This window comes from Streptomyces sp. NPDC002092 (assembly GCF_053593775.1).
This window is the reverse complement of the sequence record NZ_JBSFDG010000015.1, coordinates 245,493-264,840: the sequence shown is the minus strand read 5'-3', so window position 1 is coordinate 264,840 and position 19,348 is coordinate 245,493. Positions and strand designations below refer to the sequence as shown.

Annotated in this window: 12 protein-coding genes; 8 read left to right on the top strand and 4 right to left on the bottom strand. The window is 71.1% G+C overall.

All coding sequences use genetic code 11. The annotated features are described in order from the left end of the window. Nucleotides 1-48: 48 nt before the first annotated feature. Both moeZ and ACWCRD_RS32205 read left to right on the top strand, forming a co-directional pair. Nucleotides 49-1,227: an adenylyltransferase/sulfurtransferase MoeZ gene (gene moeZ, locus ACWCRD_RS32210; protein ID WP_450969261.1), complete on the top strand. Its 1,179-nt coding sequence runs from the start codon at nucleotides 49-51 to the stop codon at nucleotides 1,225-1,227. Between the two features lie 242 nt (nucleotides 1,228-1,469). After that, nucleotides 1,470-1,694, top strand: coding sequence for a hypothetical protein (locus ACWCRD_RS32205; RefSeq protein WP_450969260.1), 225 nt, complete (start codon nucleotides 1,470-1,472; stop codon nucleotides 1,692-1,694). Nucleotides 1,695-1,857: 163 nt separating this feature from the next. On the opposite strand, the gene ACWCRD_RS32200 is transcribed toward ACWCRD_RS32205, so the two are convergent. From ACWCRD_RS32200 to ACWCRD_RS32190, 3 genes are all read right to left on the bottom strand, one after another. Further along, a complete protein-coding gene (locus ACWCRD_RS32200) occupies nucleotides 1,858-3,414 on the bottom strand; it encodes an alpha/beta hydrolase (protein ID WP_450969259.1) in 1,557 nt (518 codons plus the stop codon). Between the two features lie 135 nt (nucleotides 3,415-3,549). After that, the gene (locus tag ACWCRD_RS32195; RefSeq protein ID WP_450969258.1) at nucleotides 3,550-5,103 is read right to left on the bottom strand and encodes an alpha/beta hydrolase; all 1,554 of its coding nucleotides are present in this window, start codon (nucleotides 5,101-5,103) and stop codon (nucleotides 3,550-3,552) included. A 77-nt stretch (nucleotides 5,104-5,180) separates the two neighbouring features. After that, the gene (locus ACWCRD_RS32190) at nucleotides 5,181-7,919 is read right to left on the bottom strand and encodes a lysylphosphatidylglycerol synthase domain-containing protein (RefSeq protein ID WP_450969257.1); all 2,739 of its coding nucleotides are present in this window, start codon (nucleotides 7,917-7,919) and stop codon (nucleotides 5,181-5,183) included. Nucleotides 7,920-8,105: 186 nt separating this feature from the next. On the opposite strand from ACWCRD_RS32190, the gene ACWCRD_RS32185 reads away from it, so the two are divergent. The 6 genes from ACWCRD_RS32185 (at nucleotide 8,106) to ACWCRD_RS32160 (ending at nucleotide 18,992) form a co-directional block, all read left to right on the top strand. Then, nucleotides 8,106-8,492: an MGMT family protein gene (locus tag ACWCRD_RS32185; protein WP_450969256.1), complete on the top strand. Its 387-nt coding sequence runs from the start codon at nucleotides 8,106-8,108 to the stop codon at nucleotides 8,490-8,492. A gap of 257 nt (nucleotides 8,493-8,749) precedes the next feature. Beyond that, the gene (locus ACWCRD_RS32180; RefSeq protein ID WP_450969255.1) at nucleotides 8,750-12,154 is read left to right on the top strand and encodes an ATP-dependent helicase; all 3,405 of its coding nucleotides are present in this window, start codon (nucleotides 8,750-8,752) and stop codon (nucleotides 12,152-12,154) included. A 119-nt stretch (nucleotides 12,155-12,273) separates the two neighbouring features. Continuing rightward, entirely contained in the window at nucleotides 12,274-15,846 is a 3,573-nt protein-coding gene (locus tag ACWCRD_RS32175) for a UvrD-helicase domain-containing protein (protein WP_450969254.1), read from the top strand. Between the two features lie 10 nt (nucleotides 15,847-15,856). Next, on the top strand, nucleotides 15,857-17,269 hold the full coding sequence (locus ACWCRD_RS32170; RefSeq protein ID WP_450969253.1) for a dipeptidase: 1,413 nt from the start codon (nucleotides 15,857-15,859) through the stop codon (nucleotides 17,267-17,269). Nucleotides 17,270-17,425: 156 nt separating this feature from the next. After that, nucleotides 17,426-18,370 (top strand): NAD(+) diphosphatase, encoded by a 945-nt coding sequence (gene nudC / locus ACWCRD_RS32165; RefSeq protein WP_450969252.1) that lies wholly within the window; start codon nucleotides 17,426-17,428, stop codon nucleotides 18,368-18,370. Between the two features lie 13 nt (nucleotides 18,371-18,383). Next, nucleotides 18,384-18,992: a class I SAM-dependent methyltransferase gene (locus tag ACWCRD_RS32160; protein ID WP_450969251.1), complete on the top strand. Its 609-nt coding sequence runs from the start codon at nucleotides 18,384-18,386 to the stop codon at nucleotides 18,990-18,992. Nucleotides 18,993-19,033: 41 nt separating this feature from the next. Here the strand turns inward: ACWCRD_RS32160 and ACWCRD_RS32155 are convergent, their stop codons facing one another. Continuing rightward, nucleotides 19,034-19,276: a mycoredoxin gene (locus ACWCRD_RS32155; RefSeq protein WP_115906059.1), complete on the bottom strand. Its 243-nt coding sequence runs from the start codon at nucleotides 19,274-19,276 to the stop codon at nucleotides 19,034-19,036. Nucleotides 19,277-19,348: the final 72 nt, after the last annotated feature.

Below are 19,348 nucleotides of genomic sequence, written 5' to 3'. Positions count from 1 at the left end.
TGTTACGGACAGAACAACTGTAGTGATTGACCGACCAACGGAGTCCCCGTGTCGCTGCCACCCCTGGTCGAGCCAGCCTCTGAGCTCACCGTAGACGAGGTCCGCAGGTACTCCCGCCACCTGATCATCCCCGACGTCGGGATGGACGGGCAGAAGCGGCTGAAGAACGCCAAGGTGCTCTGTGTGGGCGCCGGCGGCCTGGGCTCGCCGGCGCTGATGTACCTGGCCGCGGCGGGCGTCGGCACGCTCGGCATCGTGGAGTTCGACGAGGTCGACGAGTCGAACCTGCAGCGCCAGATCATCCACAGCCAGGCCGACATCGGCCGCTCCAAGGCCGAGTCCGCGCGCGACTCCGTCCTCGGCATCAACCCGTACGTGAACGTGATCCTTCACGAGGAGCGGCTCGAGGCCGACAACGTGATGGACATCTTCAGCCAGTACGACCTGATCGTCGACGGCACGGACAACTTCGCGACCCGCTACCTGGTCAACGACGCGTGCGTGCTGCTCAACAAGCCGTACGTGTGGGGTTCGATCTACCGCTTCGACGGCCAGGCCTCCGTCTTCTGGTCCGAGCACGGCCCCTGCTACCGCTGCCTGTACCCGGAGCCCCCGCCGCCGGGCATGGTCCCCTCCTGCGCCGAGGGCGGCGTGCTGGGCGTGCTGTGCGCGTCCATCGGCTCCATCCAGGTCACGGAGGCCATCAAGGTCCTCACCGGCACCGGTGAGCCCCTCGTCGGCCGGCTGATGATCTACGACGCCCTGGAGATGCAGTACCGCCAGGTCAAGGTCCGCAAGGACCCGAACTGCGCGGTCTGCGGCGAGAACCCCACCGTCACCGAGCTCATCGACTACGAGGCCTTCTGCGGTGTCGTCTCCGAGGAGGCCCAGGAGGCGGCCGCCGGCTCGACGATCACTCCGAAGCAGCTCAAGGAGTGGATCGACGACGGCGAGAACATCGAGATCATCGATGTCCGTGAGATCAACGAGTACGAGATCGTCTCGATCCCCGGCGCCAGGCTGATCCCCAAGAACGAGTTCCTCATGGGCACCGCCCTGGAGACCCTCCCGCAGGACAAGAAGATCGTCCTGCACTGCAAGACGGGTGTCCGCAGTGCGGAAGTCCTCGCGGTCCTGAAGTCCGCGGGCTTCTCCGACGCCGTGCACGTCGGCGGCGGCGTGATCGGCTGGGTCAACCAGATCGAGCCGCACAAGCCGGTCTACTGATCACCGCTCTCGCCGACCAGCGAGACTGAAGAAGCCCACGGCATCTGACCAGCAGTTCAGATGCCGTGGGCTTCTGTCGTTGCCGGTCGGTGTCGAGCGCTCTCGCACGGCCCAGCGCCGGAACTGCCCAGTTCGGAAGATCGGGTACACCGATGATCGCTTGGTGCTCGCTGGTTCGGGCACGTGGGGGACACGACCATGGTGAGCCGTGTCTGGTGATTGTCATGGTCGTTGGAGCGAGCATGCGAAAGATCATCATGACCGCCACGCTGGCCGTGGCTGCTGTCGCCATGGCAGTTCCTGCTCATGCGGACAACAAGTCGACCCCCCACTGGACCTTCGCGCCGGGATCCGTCTGCGGGCTGGAAGGGGCAGAGGTGTCGGCGCTGCCGATTCTGACCGACTTCGTTCCCATCCACTCCAACAACTGCCCGAACGGCAACGTGCTCGACTACCCGACGATCTAGGTCGAACGGTCCCCTCAACTCCAGGTGGAGCGCGCCACTGTACGGACGACCTGGACGCCATGGGCCCGCGTCTGCTCTCTGCCCGGGGCGAGAGTGGAGGGGCTCGGCACCATGGGTGCCGGGCCCCTTTCCGCTGCCCGGGCTGCGAGTTCCGCCGCCCGGGCTACGAGGCGCAGACCTTTCCGTCCTTCGGCACCGTCCCGTTCAGCAGATACGCGTCCACCGTCGAGTCCACGCAGTCGCTCCCGTTTCCGTACGCCCCATGTCCCTCGCCCTTCCAGGTGAGCTCCACACCGACGCCCTTGCCCAGTTCGTCGGCCATCTTGCGGGCACCCTCGTAGGGCGTCGCCGGGTCGCCGGTGTTGCCGACCACGAGGATCGGGGCCGCGCCCGGCGCACTGGCCGGCGGGGTGTCCCACTGACCGGCCACCGGCCAGTCGTGGCACCAGCCGGCGGTGTCCCAGCCCATGAAGTCGCCGAAAACGGGCGAGATCTTCTCGAACTGCGCCAGCCGCTTCTTCGTTTCGGCGGGTGTCGGGCGCACCTTGCTGTCCAGGCACGATATGACCCGTTGTGAATGGGTCGTCGTCTCGTAGTGCCCCGAAGCGTCGCGGCCGTTGTAGCCGTCGGCCAGCGACAGCAGCTGCGAGCCGTCTCCGTCCTCGGCGGCGTTCAGCGCGCTGGTGAGACTGGGCCAGCTCTGCCTGGAGTAGAGGGGGTAGGTCAGTCCGGTCAGCGCGAGCGTCTGGGTGAGCTTGCGGCCTCTCGAGGTGGGCAGCGGGCGGCTGTCGATCCGCTTCAGCAGGGCCGAGATCTTCTGTGATCCCTGCGCCGGGTCCTGTCCCGTCGACTTGAGATAGTCGTCCAGGGCCCGCTGGAAGCCCCTGGCCTGGTTCTCGGCGTGACCCACCATGTCGGCGCTCGGGTCGACCACGGCGTCGAGGACGAGCCGCGCGACCCTCTTCGGGAACAAGTGGGCGTAGACACCGCCGAGTTCGGTGCCGTACGAGATGCCGAAGTAGTGCATCTTCGAGTCGCCCAGCACCTGGCGCATCAGGTCCATGTCGCGGGCGGTGTCGGTCGTCGACGCGTGCGACATCAGCTTTCCGGCGGCCTTCGCGCAGCCCTTGCCGAAGTCGAGGGCGTCCTGGAGATACGCCTTCTCCTCGGCCGGGGTGTCCGGTGTGGCGTCCACCGACTCCGCGGCCTGAATCTCCTTGTCGCTGCGGCAGCGGATTCCCCCGCTCGATCCGACGCCGCGCGGGTCCCAGCTCACCAGGTCGTACCGTTCACGCAGTTTGGCGAAGGTGGGGCCGAAGGACGGGAGGTACGAGACGCCCGGGGCGCCGGGGCCACCGAAGTTGAACAGCAGCGAGCCGATCCGCTTGCCCCCACGGGCCTCGGCGCGGATCAGAGCGACTCCCATCGTCTCGCCCTGTGGCTTCGACCAGTCCAGCGGCACCTTCAGTGTCGCGCACTGCCAGTCGTTGCCCGGCGCCGGGGAGTCGTCGGTGGCCTTGCAGCCGCCCCAGGCGAGTTTTTGCGCGGTGAGTGAGGAGGGCAGCGCGGCCGTAGTTCCGGAGGAGCCGGACGACGGCGAGGCGGCCGCGGTCGTGCTCCCGCCGCCCTTGCCGTCGTCGGACGACGAACCACTGCTGCAGCCCCCCACCAGGAGCGCTGCGGCGGCACCCAGAGCCGTCCACCGTACGAATCGCGCCATGTGCGTCCCCCCTCACGGGCCGTCCGCATCGAGCAGCAGACGGCTGTCAGGCCATCGTAGGCGGATCAAGGAAGACCTGCCGGAGCCTGTGGATAACCTCCTGACCTGCTGCTTTACCACAAGCCGCGTCAGGTCTCAGGAGCAGACGGTGCCGGCCGCCGGGACCTTCCCGTCCAGCAGATAGCCGTTCACCGCGGCCTGCACGCACTTGTTCTTGCTGTCGTAGGAGCCGTGCCCCTGCCCCTTGTACGTCAGCTCCACGCCGACGCCCTTGCCCAGCGCGTCCACCATCTTCTTCGCACCCTCGTACGGGGTGGCCGGGTCGCCGGTGTTGCCCACGACGAGGATCGGCGCGGCCCCCGGCGCGCTCACGTCCGGATGGTCGGCGGCCCCCGCGACGGGCCAGTCGGTGCAGCTCAGCATGGACCAGGCCAGGAAGTCGCCGAACAGCGGTGAGGCGGCCCGGAACTCGGGCAGTTTCTGCTCCACGTAGGCCGTGCTGTAACGGGGCTTCTCGTCGGCGCAGTTGATGGCGATGTTGGCGGCGGTGATGTTGCTGTACTCGCCGTTCTCGCTGCGCCCGTTCAGTGAGTCGGACAGGGCCATGAGGACCTTGCCGTCGCCGCTGTACGCCTGTTGCAGGCCCTCGGTGAGGTACTGCCAGTAGTCCTTGGAATACAGGGCCTGCGCGATGCCGTTGGTCGCGGCGGTCTGGGTCAGCCGGCGGGGGAGGATGCCGGAGATCGGCTTCGCGTCGAGATCCTTGAGCAGCTTGGCGATACGGTCCTTCACGTCCTGCGGGGTGTCGCCGATCGGGCAGGCACCGGCCTTCGACGTGCAGTCCGCGGCGAAGTTGTCGAGCGCGAGCTGGAAGCCCTTGGCCTGTCCGAGCGAGCTCTGCTCGGCGTTCTGCGTCGGGTCGACGACCGCGTCCAGTACGGCGCGGCCCACCTTCTTCGGGAACAAGTGGGCGTAGACACCGCCGAGTTCGGTGCCGTACGAGATGCCGAAGTAGTACAGCTTGTCGTCGCCGAGGACCTGCCGCATGAGGTCCATGTCACGGGCCGCGTCGGTGGTGCGCACATGGGGCAGCACCTTCTTGGAGTTCTTCTCACAGGCCGTGTTGAACTTCTTGGTGTTGTCCAGGTATGCGGTGCGTTCGCCGGCGTCGTCGGGGGTCGCGTCCTGCTGGAAGTACGCGTCGAGCTGCTGGTCGTTCTCGCATTTCACGGGGGCGCTGCTGCCGACGCCGCGCGGGTCGAAGCTGACCAGGTCGTAGCGGGTGCGCAGTTTCGCGTAGTCCTGGCCGAAGGCGGGCAGCGTGGTGACGCCCGAGCCGCCGGGACCGCCGAAGTTGAAGACGAGCGAGCCGATGCGCTTGCTGCTGTCGCCGCTGGTCTTCGCCCGGATCAGCGCGATGCCGATCGTGTCGCCCTTGGGCTTCGCCCAGTCGAGGGGCGCCTGCATGGTGGCGCACTGCCACTGGCCGCCGTTCGGCAGAGGCGACGGGGCGTTGCCGCCGCCTTCCGCCGCGGACGGGGCCGGACAGTCCTTCCAGTCGAGCTTCTGGGCCGACAGGTCCCCGTCCTTGGCGTCCTTGGAACTGCCGCTGCAGCCCGCCAGCACGGAGGACAGCAGCAGGAGGGTGGCGGTCAGGGCGGCCGCGCGCGGGCGAAAAGGGTTCGGCATGCTCCCATCCTGTCGTCACGCGCGCGTGGGCGCTCGGGACACGGGCCGTAAGAGGTAGGCCGGCTACGGTCTTCGTACTACAGCGCACCCTTGCGTGACAGCTGGTTGAAGGCCAGCCAGCCCGGCAGCACGGGCAGCCACAGGGTCAGCAGCCGGAACAGCAGCACGGCGGGGGCCGCCACTTCCTTGGGGAGGCCCACGGCGATCAGGCCGACCGTCAGGGTCGCCTCCACGGCGCCCACGCCGCCCGGGGTCGGGGCCGCGGAGCCGAGCGCGTTGCCGGCCAGGAAGACCACGGCGACGCTGGCGATGCTGAGCGAGGTCCCTGCCTGGCCGAAGGCGCGGATCGAGGCGTCCAGGCACATCACGAAGCAGGCGGTCAGCAGCAGCATGCCACCGATGCCGGTGACGAGCTTCTGCGGCCGTTGCAGCACGTCCAGCATGCGCGGCACGACACCGGCGAAAAGCGACCGCACGCGCGTGGAGACGAATTTCCGCAGGAACGGCACCGAGGTGACGACGAGGACGAGCACGGCCACCGTCAGCAGACCCGCGATGACGGTCCGGGACGGCGACAGGGACGGCGTCTTCTCGGTGCCGGTCAGATAGCCGAACGACAGCAGCATCAGGATGTGGCAGCCGAGCCCGAACAGCTGCGAGGCGCCGACGCTCGCCACCGCGAGCCCCGGGCGCACCCCCGCGCGCTGCAGGAAGCGGGTGTTGAGGGCGACACCGCCCACCGCGGCCGGCGCGACGATCTTGACGAACGACCCGGCGACCTGGGCCGCCACGGCCCGCAGGAACGGCACCCGCTCCGGCACGAATCCGAGCAGGGCCATGGCCGCCGCGACGTAGCTCAGCGCCGAGAACAGCACTGCTGCGACGACCCAGCCCCACTGCGCGTTGGCGACCAGAGGACCCAACTCGATGTGGGTGAGCTGCGTCAGCAGGAAGTACGCGCCGATGGCGCCGGCGATGAAACTGATCAGCGTCCGCGGCCGTACCCGCTCGAGCCGGGCCGGCTCGACCGGCGCCTGCGGCCTGATCAACAACACCTGGTGCCGGATCTGCGTGAGCAGGTCCTCCTCGCGCGCCTCGTCGATGGCCTCGTCGATCGCCCGCTTCTCGGCCCGCTGCTCAGCGCGTACGGCCTTCTTGCCGGGCTTTTCGAGTACGGGGCCGGTCTCGTCCGGGGCCTCTTCCAAGCGGACCTGTTTGGCCTGCCGGGACGCCTCCAGGACCGCCTCCCGCTCGCGCTGGGCCCGTTCCCGGGCCAGCTTGCGCAGGGTCGCGCGGGAGGTGCGGCTGAGCGCGATGGGCTGCAGCATCGGCAGGCAGTCGGCCACGTCGTCCGGGCCGAGCACACCCACCGCCGACGCCACCGCGCGCTCGGCGCCCACCCGCAGCCCGAGCGTCACCAGGAGCTGCGAGATGTCCATGCGCAGCAGCAGATCACCGGCCGCGATCTCGCCGACGCGCAGGTCGGTGAGGATGACCGTGCCGGAACGATCCACCAGAATCGCGTCGCCCACCAGCCTGCGGTGTGCGATGCGCCGGGACTGCAGTGCGCGTACCTGGTGCCAGGTGTCGTGCAGCAGCTCGTCGGTGATCTCCTCGTCCGCGAGGGTGTCGAGGGTGCGCCCGCCGGTGTGCTCGTAGACGAGCATCACGGCGTCGGGACCGAGCTCGGAGGTCGCGATCAGCTTGGGCGCGTTCGCGCCGGCCGCGATCGCCGCGTAGGCGAGCAGGGCCTCCTGCTCCAGTGCCTGGCGCAGCGACTGGAGGCTGCTGCGGGTGGCGAAGCCGCGCAGCGTCAGATTGCGCCACACGCGGTAGAAGAAGCCCTGCGCCTGCTGTTCGCGGTCGACGACCGTCACATCCAGGGGCGGGCCGTCCTCCAGTGTGACGAAGTAGCGCCGTCCGCGGTCGCCGGTCTCCGGTGTCTCCGGGAGTTCCTCGCGTGACGCGGTCACCGGGCGGAACCCGACGTGCCGCAGGCCCGCCATCAGCGTCCGTCCGGTGGGGCGGACATTGGGCGAGCCGACCGCGTACAGCGTCCCGTAGGCCACTGTCCAGCCGATCAGCACCGTCAGGATGATCGAGAACGGTGTCGTGTAGCCGGAGACGAGCATGGAGAACGCGTCGAGGAGCAGCACCGTCCACAGCACAGCGCGCCAGCGCGGCCGCCGTGACATGCCGACGGCCGTCATGTACGCGATGACCGGCGCGAGATAGCCGTGCACCGGGTCGGTCAGGGCGTGGATGTCGCCGGGGGAGGGCTGGGTGAGCGCCTCCTGGATGGAGCCGGGGGCGGCCTTGGCGACCCAGAGGTCTGTGGCGAGAGTCACTCCGTGCGCGAGGACCGCCGCGAGGACGCCGTCGGCGATGCGCAGCCCGTCGCGCTTGATCAGCCGTTCGATCGCGAACGCGACCGGTACCAGCAGGATCGCGATGCTGGAGGCCAGGCCGGCGATCTTGATGAGCAGATCGGGCGCCTGCCCGGTGCCCTTGTTGATGTCCTGTTCGAGGCCCGAGGTGGTGCCGTGGGCGAACGCGGCGATCGCCAGCAGCAGGATGATCCCGAGCACGCCCACCAGGAGGCGCATGAGGTCCGACGGACGGTGCACGCGCGCGGGGAGCAGCGGTTCGTCGCCCTCGACCTCGTCGATGTGGGCCTCGTCCAGGAAGCCGTCCTTGCCCGTGCCGACGTCCTTCGAAACGGTGTCCTTGCCGTCGGTGCCCGAGCCGGTGCCGGGGCGCGACGAAGCGTCAGAGGTGCTCTCGGCGTCCTCTGGGTGCGCACCCTGCTGCTTCATCGTCTCTTCTTGGTCTCGTATCACCGGTCACCGCCCGCATGATGGTGGCATGCTCCACCGACACACGGGGGCATCAGGGTGCAAGAGCGGGGGCGCACAGTCTGCCGGAAGCGCCGCCCGGGGGCGAGGGATACGCATCGTTGCGAGCGCGTCACGCTGTCGGTGGCATGCGGCAGGATGGGCCGGATGAGCGAGGAGAGCCTTCCGTGGGACGCCGGCCCGGGGCACACGGACGCGCTGCCGGAGTACGCCGAGCGGGTACTCGAGGTCGCCGAACTGATCCCGCCCGGGCGTGTCATGACGTACGGGGACGTCGCCGAATGGCTGGAGCAGGGCGGGCCCCGTCAGGTGGGCCGGGTGATGGCCCTCTACGGGGGAGCCGTCCCGTGGTGGCGCGTCGTGCGCGCGGACGGCGCCCTGCTCCCGGGGCACGAACTGCGTGCTCTCGATCACTACCGCGCCGAGGGCACCCCCCTGAAGGAGGCGAGCAGGACCGCCGAGGGCCACCTGCCGCGCCTCGACATGAGGCGGGCGCGATGGGACGGCGGCGAACGCGCAGACGGTCACACCTGAAAGCTTCCGCCATGGGACGGGCCGGTGTGTGACCCGTGATCCGTACGGGGGACGAGGGGCACGTTTGTGGCATGGCGTACGTTCGTGGGGCGAGGGGCCTGCGGGGTACGCGTGCCGCGAGGGAAGAAGCGGAAGCCCTGCTTCCGCAATCTGCGTCGGCGTAGCGTCGGCTGCACGCGCCCCCCTCACCTCCCGACCACCGCCCTGCACGCGCGGTGGTCCGACGACCAGCACAACCACCAGGACCGGCGAACCACGTGAGCTCCTCTTCCTCCACCAGGCGCCTGTCGCACCCCCAGGTGCGACAGGGGGGCCGTGGCGCCTACCGACTGCTGCGTACCCCGCCGATCCGGCAGGATCCCCCTCGTCTTGACGCGCCACAGCGCTCCGTGGTTGACCACGAGGCCGGACCGCTGCTCGTCCTCGCAGGTCCGGGCACCGGCAAGACCACCACGCTCGTCGAGTCCGTGGCGGCGCGGATCGCCCGTGGCGGGGACCCCGCGCGCATCCTGGTGCTGACGTTCAGCCGCAAGGCGGCCGTCGAACTGCGCGACCGCATGGCACTGCGCATAGGAGCGGCACGCGCGCCCCAGGCGACCACCTTCCACTCGTTCTGCTACGCCCTGGTCCGCGCCCACCAGGACAACGACCTGTTCGTGGAGCCGCTGCGGCTGCTGTCCGGCCCCGAGCAGGACGTGACCGTCCGTGAACTGCTGGCGGGCCAGGCGGACCTGGAGCGGCTCGGCCTCGCACATGTGCGCTGGCCCGACGAACTGCGGGCCTGCTTGACCACCCGGGGCTTCGCCGACGAGGTCCGCGCGGTCCTCGCCCGAAGCCGCGAGCTGGGCCTGGGACCCGGCGCCCTGGACGCCTTCGCCCGCCGCACCGGCCGCCCCGACTGGCGCGCCGCGGCCACCTTCCTCGCCGAGTACCTCGACGTGCTCGACCTGCAGGGCGTGCTCGACTACGCGGAACTGGTCCACCGCGCGGTCCTCCTCGCCCGCCGCCCCGAGGCCGCCGAGCGGCTCGCCGCGCGCTACGACGCCGTCTACGTGGACGAGTACCAGGACACGGACGCCGCCCAGGTACGGCTGCTGCACGCCCTCGCAGGCGGCGGCCGCACCCTCGTCGCCTTCGGTGACCCCGACCAGTCGATCTACGCGTTCCGCGGTGCGGACGTGGGCGGCATCCTCGAGTTCCCGGCCGCCTTCCCGCGCGCGGACGGCCGCCCCGCGCCCGTCGAGGTCCTGCGCACGTCGCGCCGCTCCGGTGCCGCCCTGCTCGCCGCGACCCGGCTGCTCACCCAGCGCATGCCGCTCACCCGGCTCCCGGCCGAGAAGGTACGCGCGCATCGCGACCTCGCTCCGGTGCGGGACGGCGGCCGCGTCGAGGTGTACACGTACCCGACGCCCGGCACGGAGCTGGACAACATCGCCGACATCCTGCGCCGGGCACATCTGGAGGACGGCGTCCCCTGGCGTGAGATGGCCGTTCTGGTACGGGCCGGATCACGCACGATTCCCACGGTCCGCCGCGCGCTCACCGCGGCGGGCGTGCCCCTGGACATCGACGGTGACGACCTGCCGCTGCGGCATGAACCGGCCGTGGCGCCGCTGCTGACGGCACTGCGGGCGGTGGCCGAGGCGGAGGCGACGCGGACCGAAGTGGCGGACGCCGCAGGTGCCGAGCCCGCCTCCGAAGGCGCCCTGCCCGAGGAGGACGGTTCCGAAGAAGCCGTCTCCCCGGGGGCCGTCTCCGAAGAGCCCGGGACGGCCGCGTGCTGGCTCGACACCGAAACCGCCCTGACCCTGCTGGCCTCCCCCCTGGCCGGCATGGACGCCGCCGACCTGCGCCGCCTCGGGCGTGCCCTGCGCGACGAGGAGCGGGCCGCGGGCAATCTGCTGCCGCCGCCCTCGGACGTGCTGCTCGCCCGGGCGCTGGCCGAGCCGGAGCGCCTCGTCGCCCACGACCCCGCGTACGCGCGGGGCGCCCAGCGGCTCGGCGCACTGCTGCGCGCCGCCCGCGAGCGCCTCGCGAGCGGCGGCACGGCCGAAGAGGCCCTGTGGGACCTGTGGGACGGCACGCCCTGGCCGGCCCGCCTGGAGCGATCCGCGCGGCGCGGCGGCGCCGCCGGGCGCAACGCCGACCGCGACCTGGACGCCGTGTGCGCACTGTTCGCGACCGCCGCGCGCGCGGAGGAGCGCACCGGCGGCCGGGGCGCCCTCAACTTCCTGGAGGAGATCGAGGCCGAGGACATCGCCGCCGACACCCTCACGCGGCGTGCCGTGCGCCCCGACGCCGTACGCCTGATGACCGCGCACCGCTCCAAGGGCCTGGAGTGGCGCCTGGTCGTCGTCGCGGGCGTGCAGGAGGGGCTGTGGCCGGACCTGCGCCGCCGGGGCTCCCTCCTGGAGGCCGACCGTATCGGCCGCGACGGACTCGCCGAACCGCTCACCCCGGGCGCGCTGCTCGCGGAGGAACGCCGCCTGTTCTACGTGGCCGTCACGCGCGCGCGTGAACGTCTCGTCGTCACCGCCGTGAAGGCCCCCGCGGACGACGGTGACCAGCCCTCCCGCTTCCTCACCGAACTCGGCGTCGAACCCAGGGACGTCACGGGCCGCCCGCGCCGCCCGCTGTCCGTCGCGGCGCTCGTCGCCGAACTACGCGCCACCACCGTCGACCCGCGCGTCTCGGACACCCTCAGGGAGGCCGCCGCCCACCGCCTGGCCCGGCTCGCCGCGCTCGCCGACGAGGACGGCCGCCCACTCGTCCCGTCCGCACATCCCTACCGCTGGTGGGGCATGTACGAGCCGACCGAGAGCAAGGTGCCGCTGCGCAACCGCGACCAGCCCGTCGTGCTCTCGGGCAGCGCCCTCGACCAGCTCGCCAACACCTGCGCCCTGCAGTGGTTCCTGGGCCGCGAGGTGAAGGCCGACGCGCCCGCGACGGCAGCCCAGGGCTTCGGCAACGTGGTGCACGTCCTCGCCGACGAGGTCGCCTCCGGCCACACCCCCGCCGACCTCGCCGTCCTCATGGAACGCCTCGACTCCGTGTGGAACGCACTCGCCTTCGACGCGCCCTGGAAGTCGGCGCAGGAGAAGGAGAACGCGCGCGTGGCGCTCGAACGCTTCCTGAAGTGGCACGTCATGGATCGCACCGGCCGCACTCCGGTGGCCAGCGAGCACGGCTTCGACGTCACCCTCGAAGCGGGCGACTACGAGGTCCGCATCCGTGGCTCCATGGACCGCGTCGAGGCCGACGGGGAAGGCCGCGCCTACGTCGTCGACTTCAAGACCGGCAAACAGGCGCCCACCGCCCGCGAGGTGGCACGCCACCCCCAGCTCGCCGTCTACCAGCTCGCCGTGCGCGAAGGCGCCGTCGACGAGGCCTTCGACGGCGTGCGTCCCGAACCCGGCGGCGCCGAACTGGTCCAGCTGCGCCAGGGCGCCGCCCGGCGCGACGGCGGCGAGACCCTGCCCAAGGTGCAGGCCCAGGACCCCGTCGAGGGCCAGGCGGGGGAGTGGGTCGGCGAGCTGCTTGCCAATGCCGCCGGGAAGGTCCTCGACGAACGGTTCACGCCCAGCGCCGGCCAGCACTGTGCACACTGCGCCTTCCAGGCGTCCTGCAGTGCGAGACCGGAAGGGCGACACGTGGTCGAGTGACGCGTGCGATCTTCCGGACCCTGTGTGATCGACCCCACCACTCGTGCTGACCTGCGCTTCTGCCCGCCCGCAGGCCGATCGGGCCTCCACTGTCAGTGGCCGCCGCTAGCCTCTCTGACGTGCCGCCCCGTATCACCGATCCCGATCAGCTCAAGGAGCTCCTCGGGATTCCGTTCACCCCGGAGCAGACGGCCTGCATCATCGCGCCGCCCGCCCCGCAGGTGATCGTGGCCGGAGCCGGATCGGGCAAGACGACGGTGATGGCGGCACGCGTGGTGTGGCTGGTCGGCACCGGGCAGGTCGCCCCCGAGCAGGTCCTCGGTCTCACCTTCACCAACAAGGCGGCCGGTGAACTCGCCGAGCGCGTCCGCAAGGCGCTCGTCAAGGCGGGCGTCACCGACCCGGACGTCATCGACCCGGACAATCCGCCGGGCGAGCCCGTGATCTCGACGTACCACGCCTTCGCGGGCCGCCTCCTGACCGACCACGGCCTGCGCATCGGCCTCGAACCGACCGCCCGTCTGCTCGCCGACGCCACCCGCTACCAGCTCGCAGCGCGCGTGCTGCGCGAGGCCCCGGGCCCCTACCCGGCGCTCACCCGCTCCTTCGCGGACCTGGTCAGCGACCTGCTCGCCCTCGACGCCGAACTCGCCGAGCACCTCGTACGGCCCGAGGATCTGCGCGCGTACGACACCGGGTTGCTGCGCGCCCTGGAGGGCGCCAAGCTCACCAACGCCGACCTGCGCAAGGTCCCCGAAGCCGCTGCCGCCCGCCGTGAACTCGCCGACCTGGTGGTCCGCTACCGCGCCGCCAAACGCGAGCGCGACCTCCTCGACTTCGGCGACCAGATCGCCCTGTCCGCGCAGCTCGCCCGCATCCCCGAGGTGGGCCGCATCCTGCGTGACGAGTTCCGTGTGGTCCTCCTCGACGAGTACCAGGACACCTCGGTCGCCCAACGCATCCTTCTGGCGGGCCTGTTCGGCGACGGAACCGGCCATCCCGTGACCGCCGTCGGCGACCCCTGTCAGGCGATCTACGGCTGGCGCGGCGCCTCCGTCGCCAACTTGGACGACTTCCCGGAGCACTTCGCGCACCCCGGCGGCCGCCCGGCGACCCGCCAGGCACTGAGCGAGAACCGCCGCAGCGGCGGCCGTCTCCTCGACCTCGCCAACGGCCTGGCGGAGCCCCTGCGCGCCATGCACGCGGGCGTGGAGGCCCTCCGCCCGGCCCCCGGCGCCGAACGCGACGGCATCGTGCGCTGTGCGCTGCTGCCCACCCACGCCGAGGAGATCGACTGGATCGCCGACTCCATCGCCCACCTCGTCAACACCGGGAAGGCGCCCGGTGAGATCGCCGTCCTGTGCCGCACGGCAACCGACTTCGCCGAGATCCAGGGTGCGCTCGTCGCCCGGGACGTCCCCGTCGAGGTGGTCGGCCTGTCCGGGCTGCTGCACCTGCCCGAGATCGCCGACCTGGTCGCCGTCTGCGAGGTCCTCCAGGACCCCGGCGCCAACGCCTCCCTGGTCCGCCTGCTGACCGGCCCGCGGTGGCGCATCGGCCCCCGCGACCTCGCCCTCCTGGGGCGCCGCGCCCGGCTGCTGGTCGCCCACGCGCGCGTGGGCGACCAGGACGACCCGGACCGCCGGCTCGCCGAAGCCGTCGAGGGGGTCGACCCCTCCGAGGTGACCTCGCTCGCGGACGCCCTGGACACGTTCCTGGAGATGCCGCTCGACGCCGAACAGGAGGACGACGGGCTGCCCTTCTCCCCGGACGCGCGCGTGCGGTTCGCCCGCCTGGCCGCCGAACTGCGCGACCTGCGCCGCTCGCTGGCCGACCCGCTCATGGACGTCCTGCACCGGGTCCTCGCCGTCACAGGCCTGGAAGTGGAGCTGTCGGCATCCCCGCACGCCCTGGCCGCCCGCCGCCGAGAGACCCTCTCCAACTTCCTGGACATCGCCGCCTCCTTCGCCGCCGGCGACGGCGAGGCCACCCTGCTCGCCTTCCTGGCCTTCCTGCGCACCGCCGCCCAGTACGAGAAGGGCCTCGACAATGCCCTCCCAGGGGGCGAGAACACCGTGAAGGTCCTCACCGCCCACAAGTCCAAAGGCCTGGAGTGGGACGTCGTCGCCGTCCCCGGCCTGGTCACCGGCACCTTCCCCAGCACCCAGGGCCGCGAGAAGTGGACCGCCCAGGGCAAGGTCCTGCCGCACGAACTGCGCGGCGACGCCGACACCCTGCCCGACGTCGACTCCTGGGACTCCCGGGGCCTCAAGGCCTTCCAGGAGGCCATGAAGGAACACCAGCACACCGAGGAACTCCGCCTCGGCTACGTCACCTTCACCCGCCCCCGCTCCCTCCTCCTCGGCTCCGGCCACTGGTGGGGCCCCACCCAGAAGAAGCCCCGCGGCCCGTCCGACTTCCTCCAGGCGCTCCACGACCACTGCGCGGCCGGATACGGCGAGATCGAGGCGTGGGCGGACGAACCCGCCGAGGGCGAGGAGAACCCCGCCCTGCACACGGCGAGCGCCGACCAGGTCTGGCCCCTGCCCCTGGACGAGGCATCCCTGGCACGGCGCCGGACGGCCGCCGAAACGGTCCTCGCCCACCTGGAGGACCTCGCCTCCCACGAGGACGGCCACCCGGCCGCCACGCACGACCCGGACAGCCACGACGACCCGGAGTGGCCCCCGCCACCGGACGACGAGGACCTGCCGTACGAAGAGGGGGACCCGTTCGCCGAAACGGAACCGTTCGCCGAGGAAGATCCCTTCGCCGAGGAGAACCCGGCCGACTGGGACGCCTGGTCCACGGCCCGCCCGACCGTCCCGCACCAGGCAGCGGCTCCGGAGGAAACCGGCAACCAGGGCGCACGCCCGCACCCCCCCACACCGAAAGCCGGTGCCGAGCGCGCCCGCACCACCCCTGGGCGACCCGCCGCTCCCACCCGCCTCACCCCGGAGGAGGCCCGCACCCTCGCCTCCTGGGACCGCGACCTCGACGCCCTCACCGGCGAACTCCTGCGCGCCCGGGCGGCCGTCACGGACGTCCCCCTCCCGGCGTCCCTCACCGCTTCCCAGGTGCTGCGCCTGGCCACGGACCCGGACGGTTTCGCGCAGGAACTCGCACGCCCCATGCCGCGCCCCCCGCAACCCGCCGCACGCCGGGGCACCCGCTTCCACGCCTGGGTCGAGACCCGCTTCGAAGAACTGACCCTTCCGATGCTGGAGCCGGAAGAACTGCCCGGCAGCGAGACCGAGATCGCCGACGAACGCGAGCTGGAAGCCCTCAAGGACGCCTTCGAACGCACCGAGTACGCCCACCGCACACCCCACCGCGTCGAAGCGCCCTTCCAGCTCGCCATCGCCGGCCGTGTCGTCCGGGGCCGCATCGACGCCGTCTACAAAGGCGACGACTGCAACGGGACGACGTACGAGATCGTCGACTGGAAGACCAGCCGCTCGCGCACCGCCGACCCCCTCCAGCTCGCCCTCTACCGGCTCGCCTGGGCCGAGCAGCAGGGCGTGCCCCTGGAATCCGTCAACGCCGCGTTCCTCTACGTACGCACTGGTGAGGTTGTACGACCGGACGGCCTGCCGGACCGGGCCGCACTGGAGCGGCTGCTGCTGGACGAGCCGGCCGCGGAAGCAAACTGTGAGGAACCGCCCACCGAGGATGTCAGTGCGGGCCGATAGGCTCGTGACCATGAGCCAGCCCGTTGACAGTGCCGTCAGCGCCGTCCGTACGTACATCGAGCAGCACCGCGCCGCCTTCCTCGACGACCTCGCCGAGTGGCTGCGCATCCCGTCCGTGTCGGCCCAGCCCGACCACGCACCCGATGTACGACGCAGCGCAGACTGGCTCGCCGCCAAACTCAAGGACACCGGCTTCACCACCGCGGAGGTCTGGGAGACACCGGGCGCCCCGGCCGTCTTCGCCGAGTGGCCCGCCACCGACCCCGCGGCACCCACCGTCCTCGTCTACGGCCACCACGACGTGCAGCCCGCCGCCCGCGAGGACGGCTGGGACAGCGACCCGTTCGAACCCGTCGTCCGCGGAAACCGTCTCCACGCGCGCGGGGCCGCCGACGACAAGGGCCAGGTGTTCTTCCACACACTCGGCGTCCGCGCCCACCTCGCCGCCACCGGCCGCACCGCCCCCGCAGTCAACCTGAAGCTGCTGATCGAGGGCGAGGAGGAGTCCGGCTCACCGAACTTCCGCACCCTCGTCGAACAGCACGCCGACCGGCTCGCCGCCGACGCCGTGATCGTCTCCGACACCGGCATGTGGTCCGAGGACACCCCCACCGTGTGCACCGGCATGCGCGGCCTCGCCGAGTGCGAGATCCACTTCTCCGGCCCCGACCAGGACATCCACTCCGGCTCCTTCGGCGGCGCCGTCCCCAACCCGGCCACCGCCGCCGCCCGCCTGGTCGCCGCCCTGCACGACGAGCACGCACGCGTGGCGATCCCCGGCTTCTACGACGGCATCGTCGAACTCACCGACCGCGAGCGTGAACTCTTCGCCGAACTGCCCTTCGACGAGCAGCAGTGGCTGCGCACCGCCAAGTCGTACGCCACCCACGGCGAGGCCGGACACACCACCCTGGAGCGCATCTGGGCCCGCCCCACCGCCGAGGTCAACGGCATCGGCGGCGGCTACCAGGGCCCCGGCAGCAAGACGATCATCCCGTCCACGGCCCTGGTGAAGCTCTCCTTCCGCCTGGTCGCGGGCCAGGACCCCGACCACATCGAGAAGGCCGTCCGCAGCTGGGCCGCCGAACAGGTGCCCGCCGGGATCCGGTACGAGATCACGTTCGCCGCGGCCACCCGCCCGTGCCTGACTCCGCTGGACCACCCCGCCCTGCAGTCCGTCGCCCGCGCGATGGGCCGCGCCTTCGACAAGCCCGTCCGCTTCACCCGCGAGGGCGGCTCCGGACCCGCCGCCGACCTCCAGGAAGTCCTCGGAGCACCCGTGCTCTTCCTGGGCATCTCCGTCCCCTCCGACGGCTGGCACGCACCGAACGAGAAAGTGGAACTCGACCTGCTCCTCAAAGGCGTCGAGACCAGCGCACACCTGTGGGCCGACCTCGCCGACACCTGGCGCCATGCACCCTGAGCGCCCCGCGCCGTCCGTAGCGGCACCGAGCGCGGGGCACACTGAAAGGGCCGCCCCGCACCGCCCAGCCCTGCCGGATCCGTTCGCCTCCCGCCGTCCGTACCGCCGTACCGCCCGCCAAAACAATCCGTTCCACTGGGGGAGTTGGAAGCACCCGTGACCACCTGGACCGACCACACCGCCGACCGCCCCATCTCCCTCACCGCCCCCAGCGGCATCGACCGCGCCGCCCACCACCGCCTCGACGAGGCCTGGCTCGCGGCGGCATGGAGCCACCCCACGACCCGCTGCTTCGTGGTCTCCGGCGGCCAGGTCCTCATCGACGAGACGCCCGACGGCCGGACCGAGCTCGTCATGACGCCCTCCTTCGAGGCACCGCTGACGGAGGCGCACCGCTACTTCCTGGGCACCGACGAGGAAGGCGTCAGCTACTTCGCCCTCCAGAAGGACGCCCTGCCCGGCCGCATCGACCAGTCCGCACGCCCCGCGGGCCTGCGCGAGGCCGGCCTCCTGCTGTCCCCCCGCGACACGGGCCTGATGGTGCACGCGGTGGGCCTGGAGAACTGGCAGCGCACCCACCGCTTCTGCTCCCGCTGCGGCGAACGCACGGTCATCGCCGCCGCCGGCCACATCCGCCGCTGCTCCGCCTGCGGCGCCGAGCACTACCCGCGCACCGACCCCGCCGTGATCATGGCCGTCACCGACGAGGAGGACCGCATCCTGCTCGGTCGCCAGGTCCACTGGCCCGAAGGCCGCTTCTCCACGCTCGCCGGCTTCGTCGAACCCGGCGAGTCCATCGAGCAGTCGGTGCGCCGCGAGGTCTTCGAGGAGGCCGGCATCACCGTCGGCGCGGTCGAGTACGTCGCCAGCCAGCCCTGGCCCTTCCCGTCCAGCCTCATGCTCGGCTTCATGGCCCGCGCCACCTCCACCGAGATCAACGTCGACGGCGACGAGATCCACGAAGCCCGCTGGTTCTCCCGGGACGAACTGGGCGCCGCCTTCGAAGCCGGCGACGTACTGCCCCCCTACGGCATCTCCATCGCCGCCCGCCTGATCGAGATGTGGTACGGCAAGCCCCTGCCGACGAGGAGCTTCGTCTGAACCGGACGCCGCGATGACAGACCCGTACTGGAACCACAACGTCCACTACCACCCCGTCGTCCTCGCAGCCGTCCCCGACGGCTGCCGGACCGCCCTGGACGTCGGATGCGGCGACGGGCTGCTCGCACGCAAACTGGCACACAAAGCCGAATCGGTGACAGGCGTGGACCGCTCACCGGAAATGATCCGGCTCGCGCGCGAGCAGACGCCGCAGAACGTCACATTCCAGGAGGGCGACTACCTCGACGACACCCTCCCCGAGGGCAAGTACGACTTCGTCAGCGCCGTCGCCGTGGTCCACCACGCACCGTTCGAGGACGCCGTGCGGGGCCTGGTACGACTGCTCGCCCCCGGCGGCCGACTGATGATCGTCGGGATGGCGTACAACCACACCGCCCTGGACTGGGTGATCAGCGGCTGCGGCCTGCCCGCAAGCCTGCTGAACGCACGACTGCACGGCGGCAAACGGGGCCCGGAGGGCATGCCCGTCAAGGACTCCGCCATGCACTGGGCCGAGGCGCGCAAAGCGGCACACCGCCTGCTGCCCGGCTGCCGCTTCCGCCGCCGACTGCTGTGGCGCTACACCGCAGTGTGGGACAAACCACAAGAGGGCGGTTCCTGAGCCGACCCAGGAACCGCCCTCCGAACAAAACCGTGCAGCGCCTACGCGCCGATCTTCTGCTTCACCTGCGCCAGCGACGGATTCGTCAGCGTCGAACCATCCGGGAACAGCACCGTCGGCACCGTCTGGTTTCCGCCATTCGCCTTCTCCACGAACGCCGCGGAATCCGGGTCCTGCTCGATGTTGATCTCGTTGTACGCGATGCCCTCACGGTCCATCTGGCTCTTCAGCCGACGGCAATAGCCACACCACGTCGTGCTGTACATCGTCACAGTGCCCGGCATGTCTCTCGCGCTCCTCAGCTGCTCGGGGATGCTTGGTCGCAGTGATGGAACGTACTTGAAACAGCCACCATT

What these genes read in the sequence shown, in the direction of transcription:
- ACWCRD_RS32200 (WP_450969259.1), bottom strand. Translation starts at nt 3,414, where the DNA reads ATGGCGCGATTCGTACGGTGGACGGCTCTGGGTGCCGCCGCAGCGCTC.
- ACWCRD_RS32185 (WP_450969256.1), top strand. Translation starts at nt 8,106, where the DNA reads ATGAGCGAGGAGAGCCTTCCGTGGGACGCCGGCCCGGGGCACACGGAC.
- ACWCRD_RS32170 (WP_450969253.1), top strand. Translation starts at nt 15,857, where the DNA reads ATGAGCCAGCCCGTTGACAGTGCCGTCAGCGCCGTCCGTACGTACATC.
- ACWCRD_RS32190 (WP_450969257.1), bottom strand. Translation starts at nt 7,919, where the DNA reads ATGAAGCAGCAGGGTGCGCACCCAGAGGACGCCGAGAGCACCTCTGAC.
- ACWCRD_RS32205 (WP_450969260.1), top strand. Translation starts at nt 1,470, where the DNA reads ATGCGAAAGATCATCATGACCGCCACGCTGGCCGTGGCTGCTGTCGCC.
- ACWCRD_RS32155 (WP_115906059.1), bottom strand. Translation starts at nt 19,276, where the DNA reads ATGCCGGGCACTGTGACGATGTACAGCACGACGTGGTGTGGCTATTGC.
- ACWCRD_RS32195 (WP_450969258.1), bottom strand. Translation starts at nt 5,103, where the DNA reads ATGCCGAACCCTTTTCGCCCGCGCGCGGCCGCCCTGACCGCCACCCTC.
- ACWCRD_RS32160 (WP_450969251.1), top strand. Translation starts at nt 18,384, where the DNA reads ATGACAGACCCGTACTGGAACCACAACGTCCACTACCACCCCGTCGTC.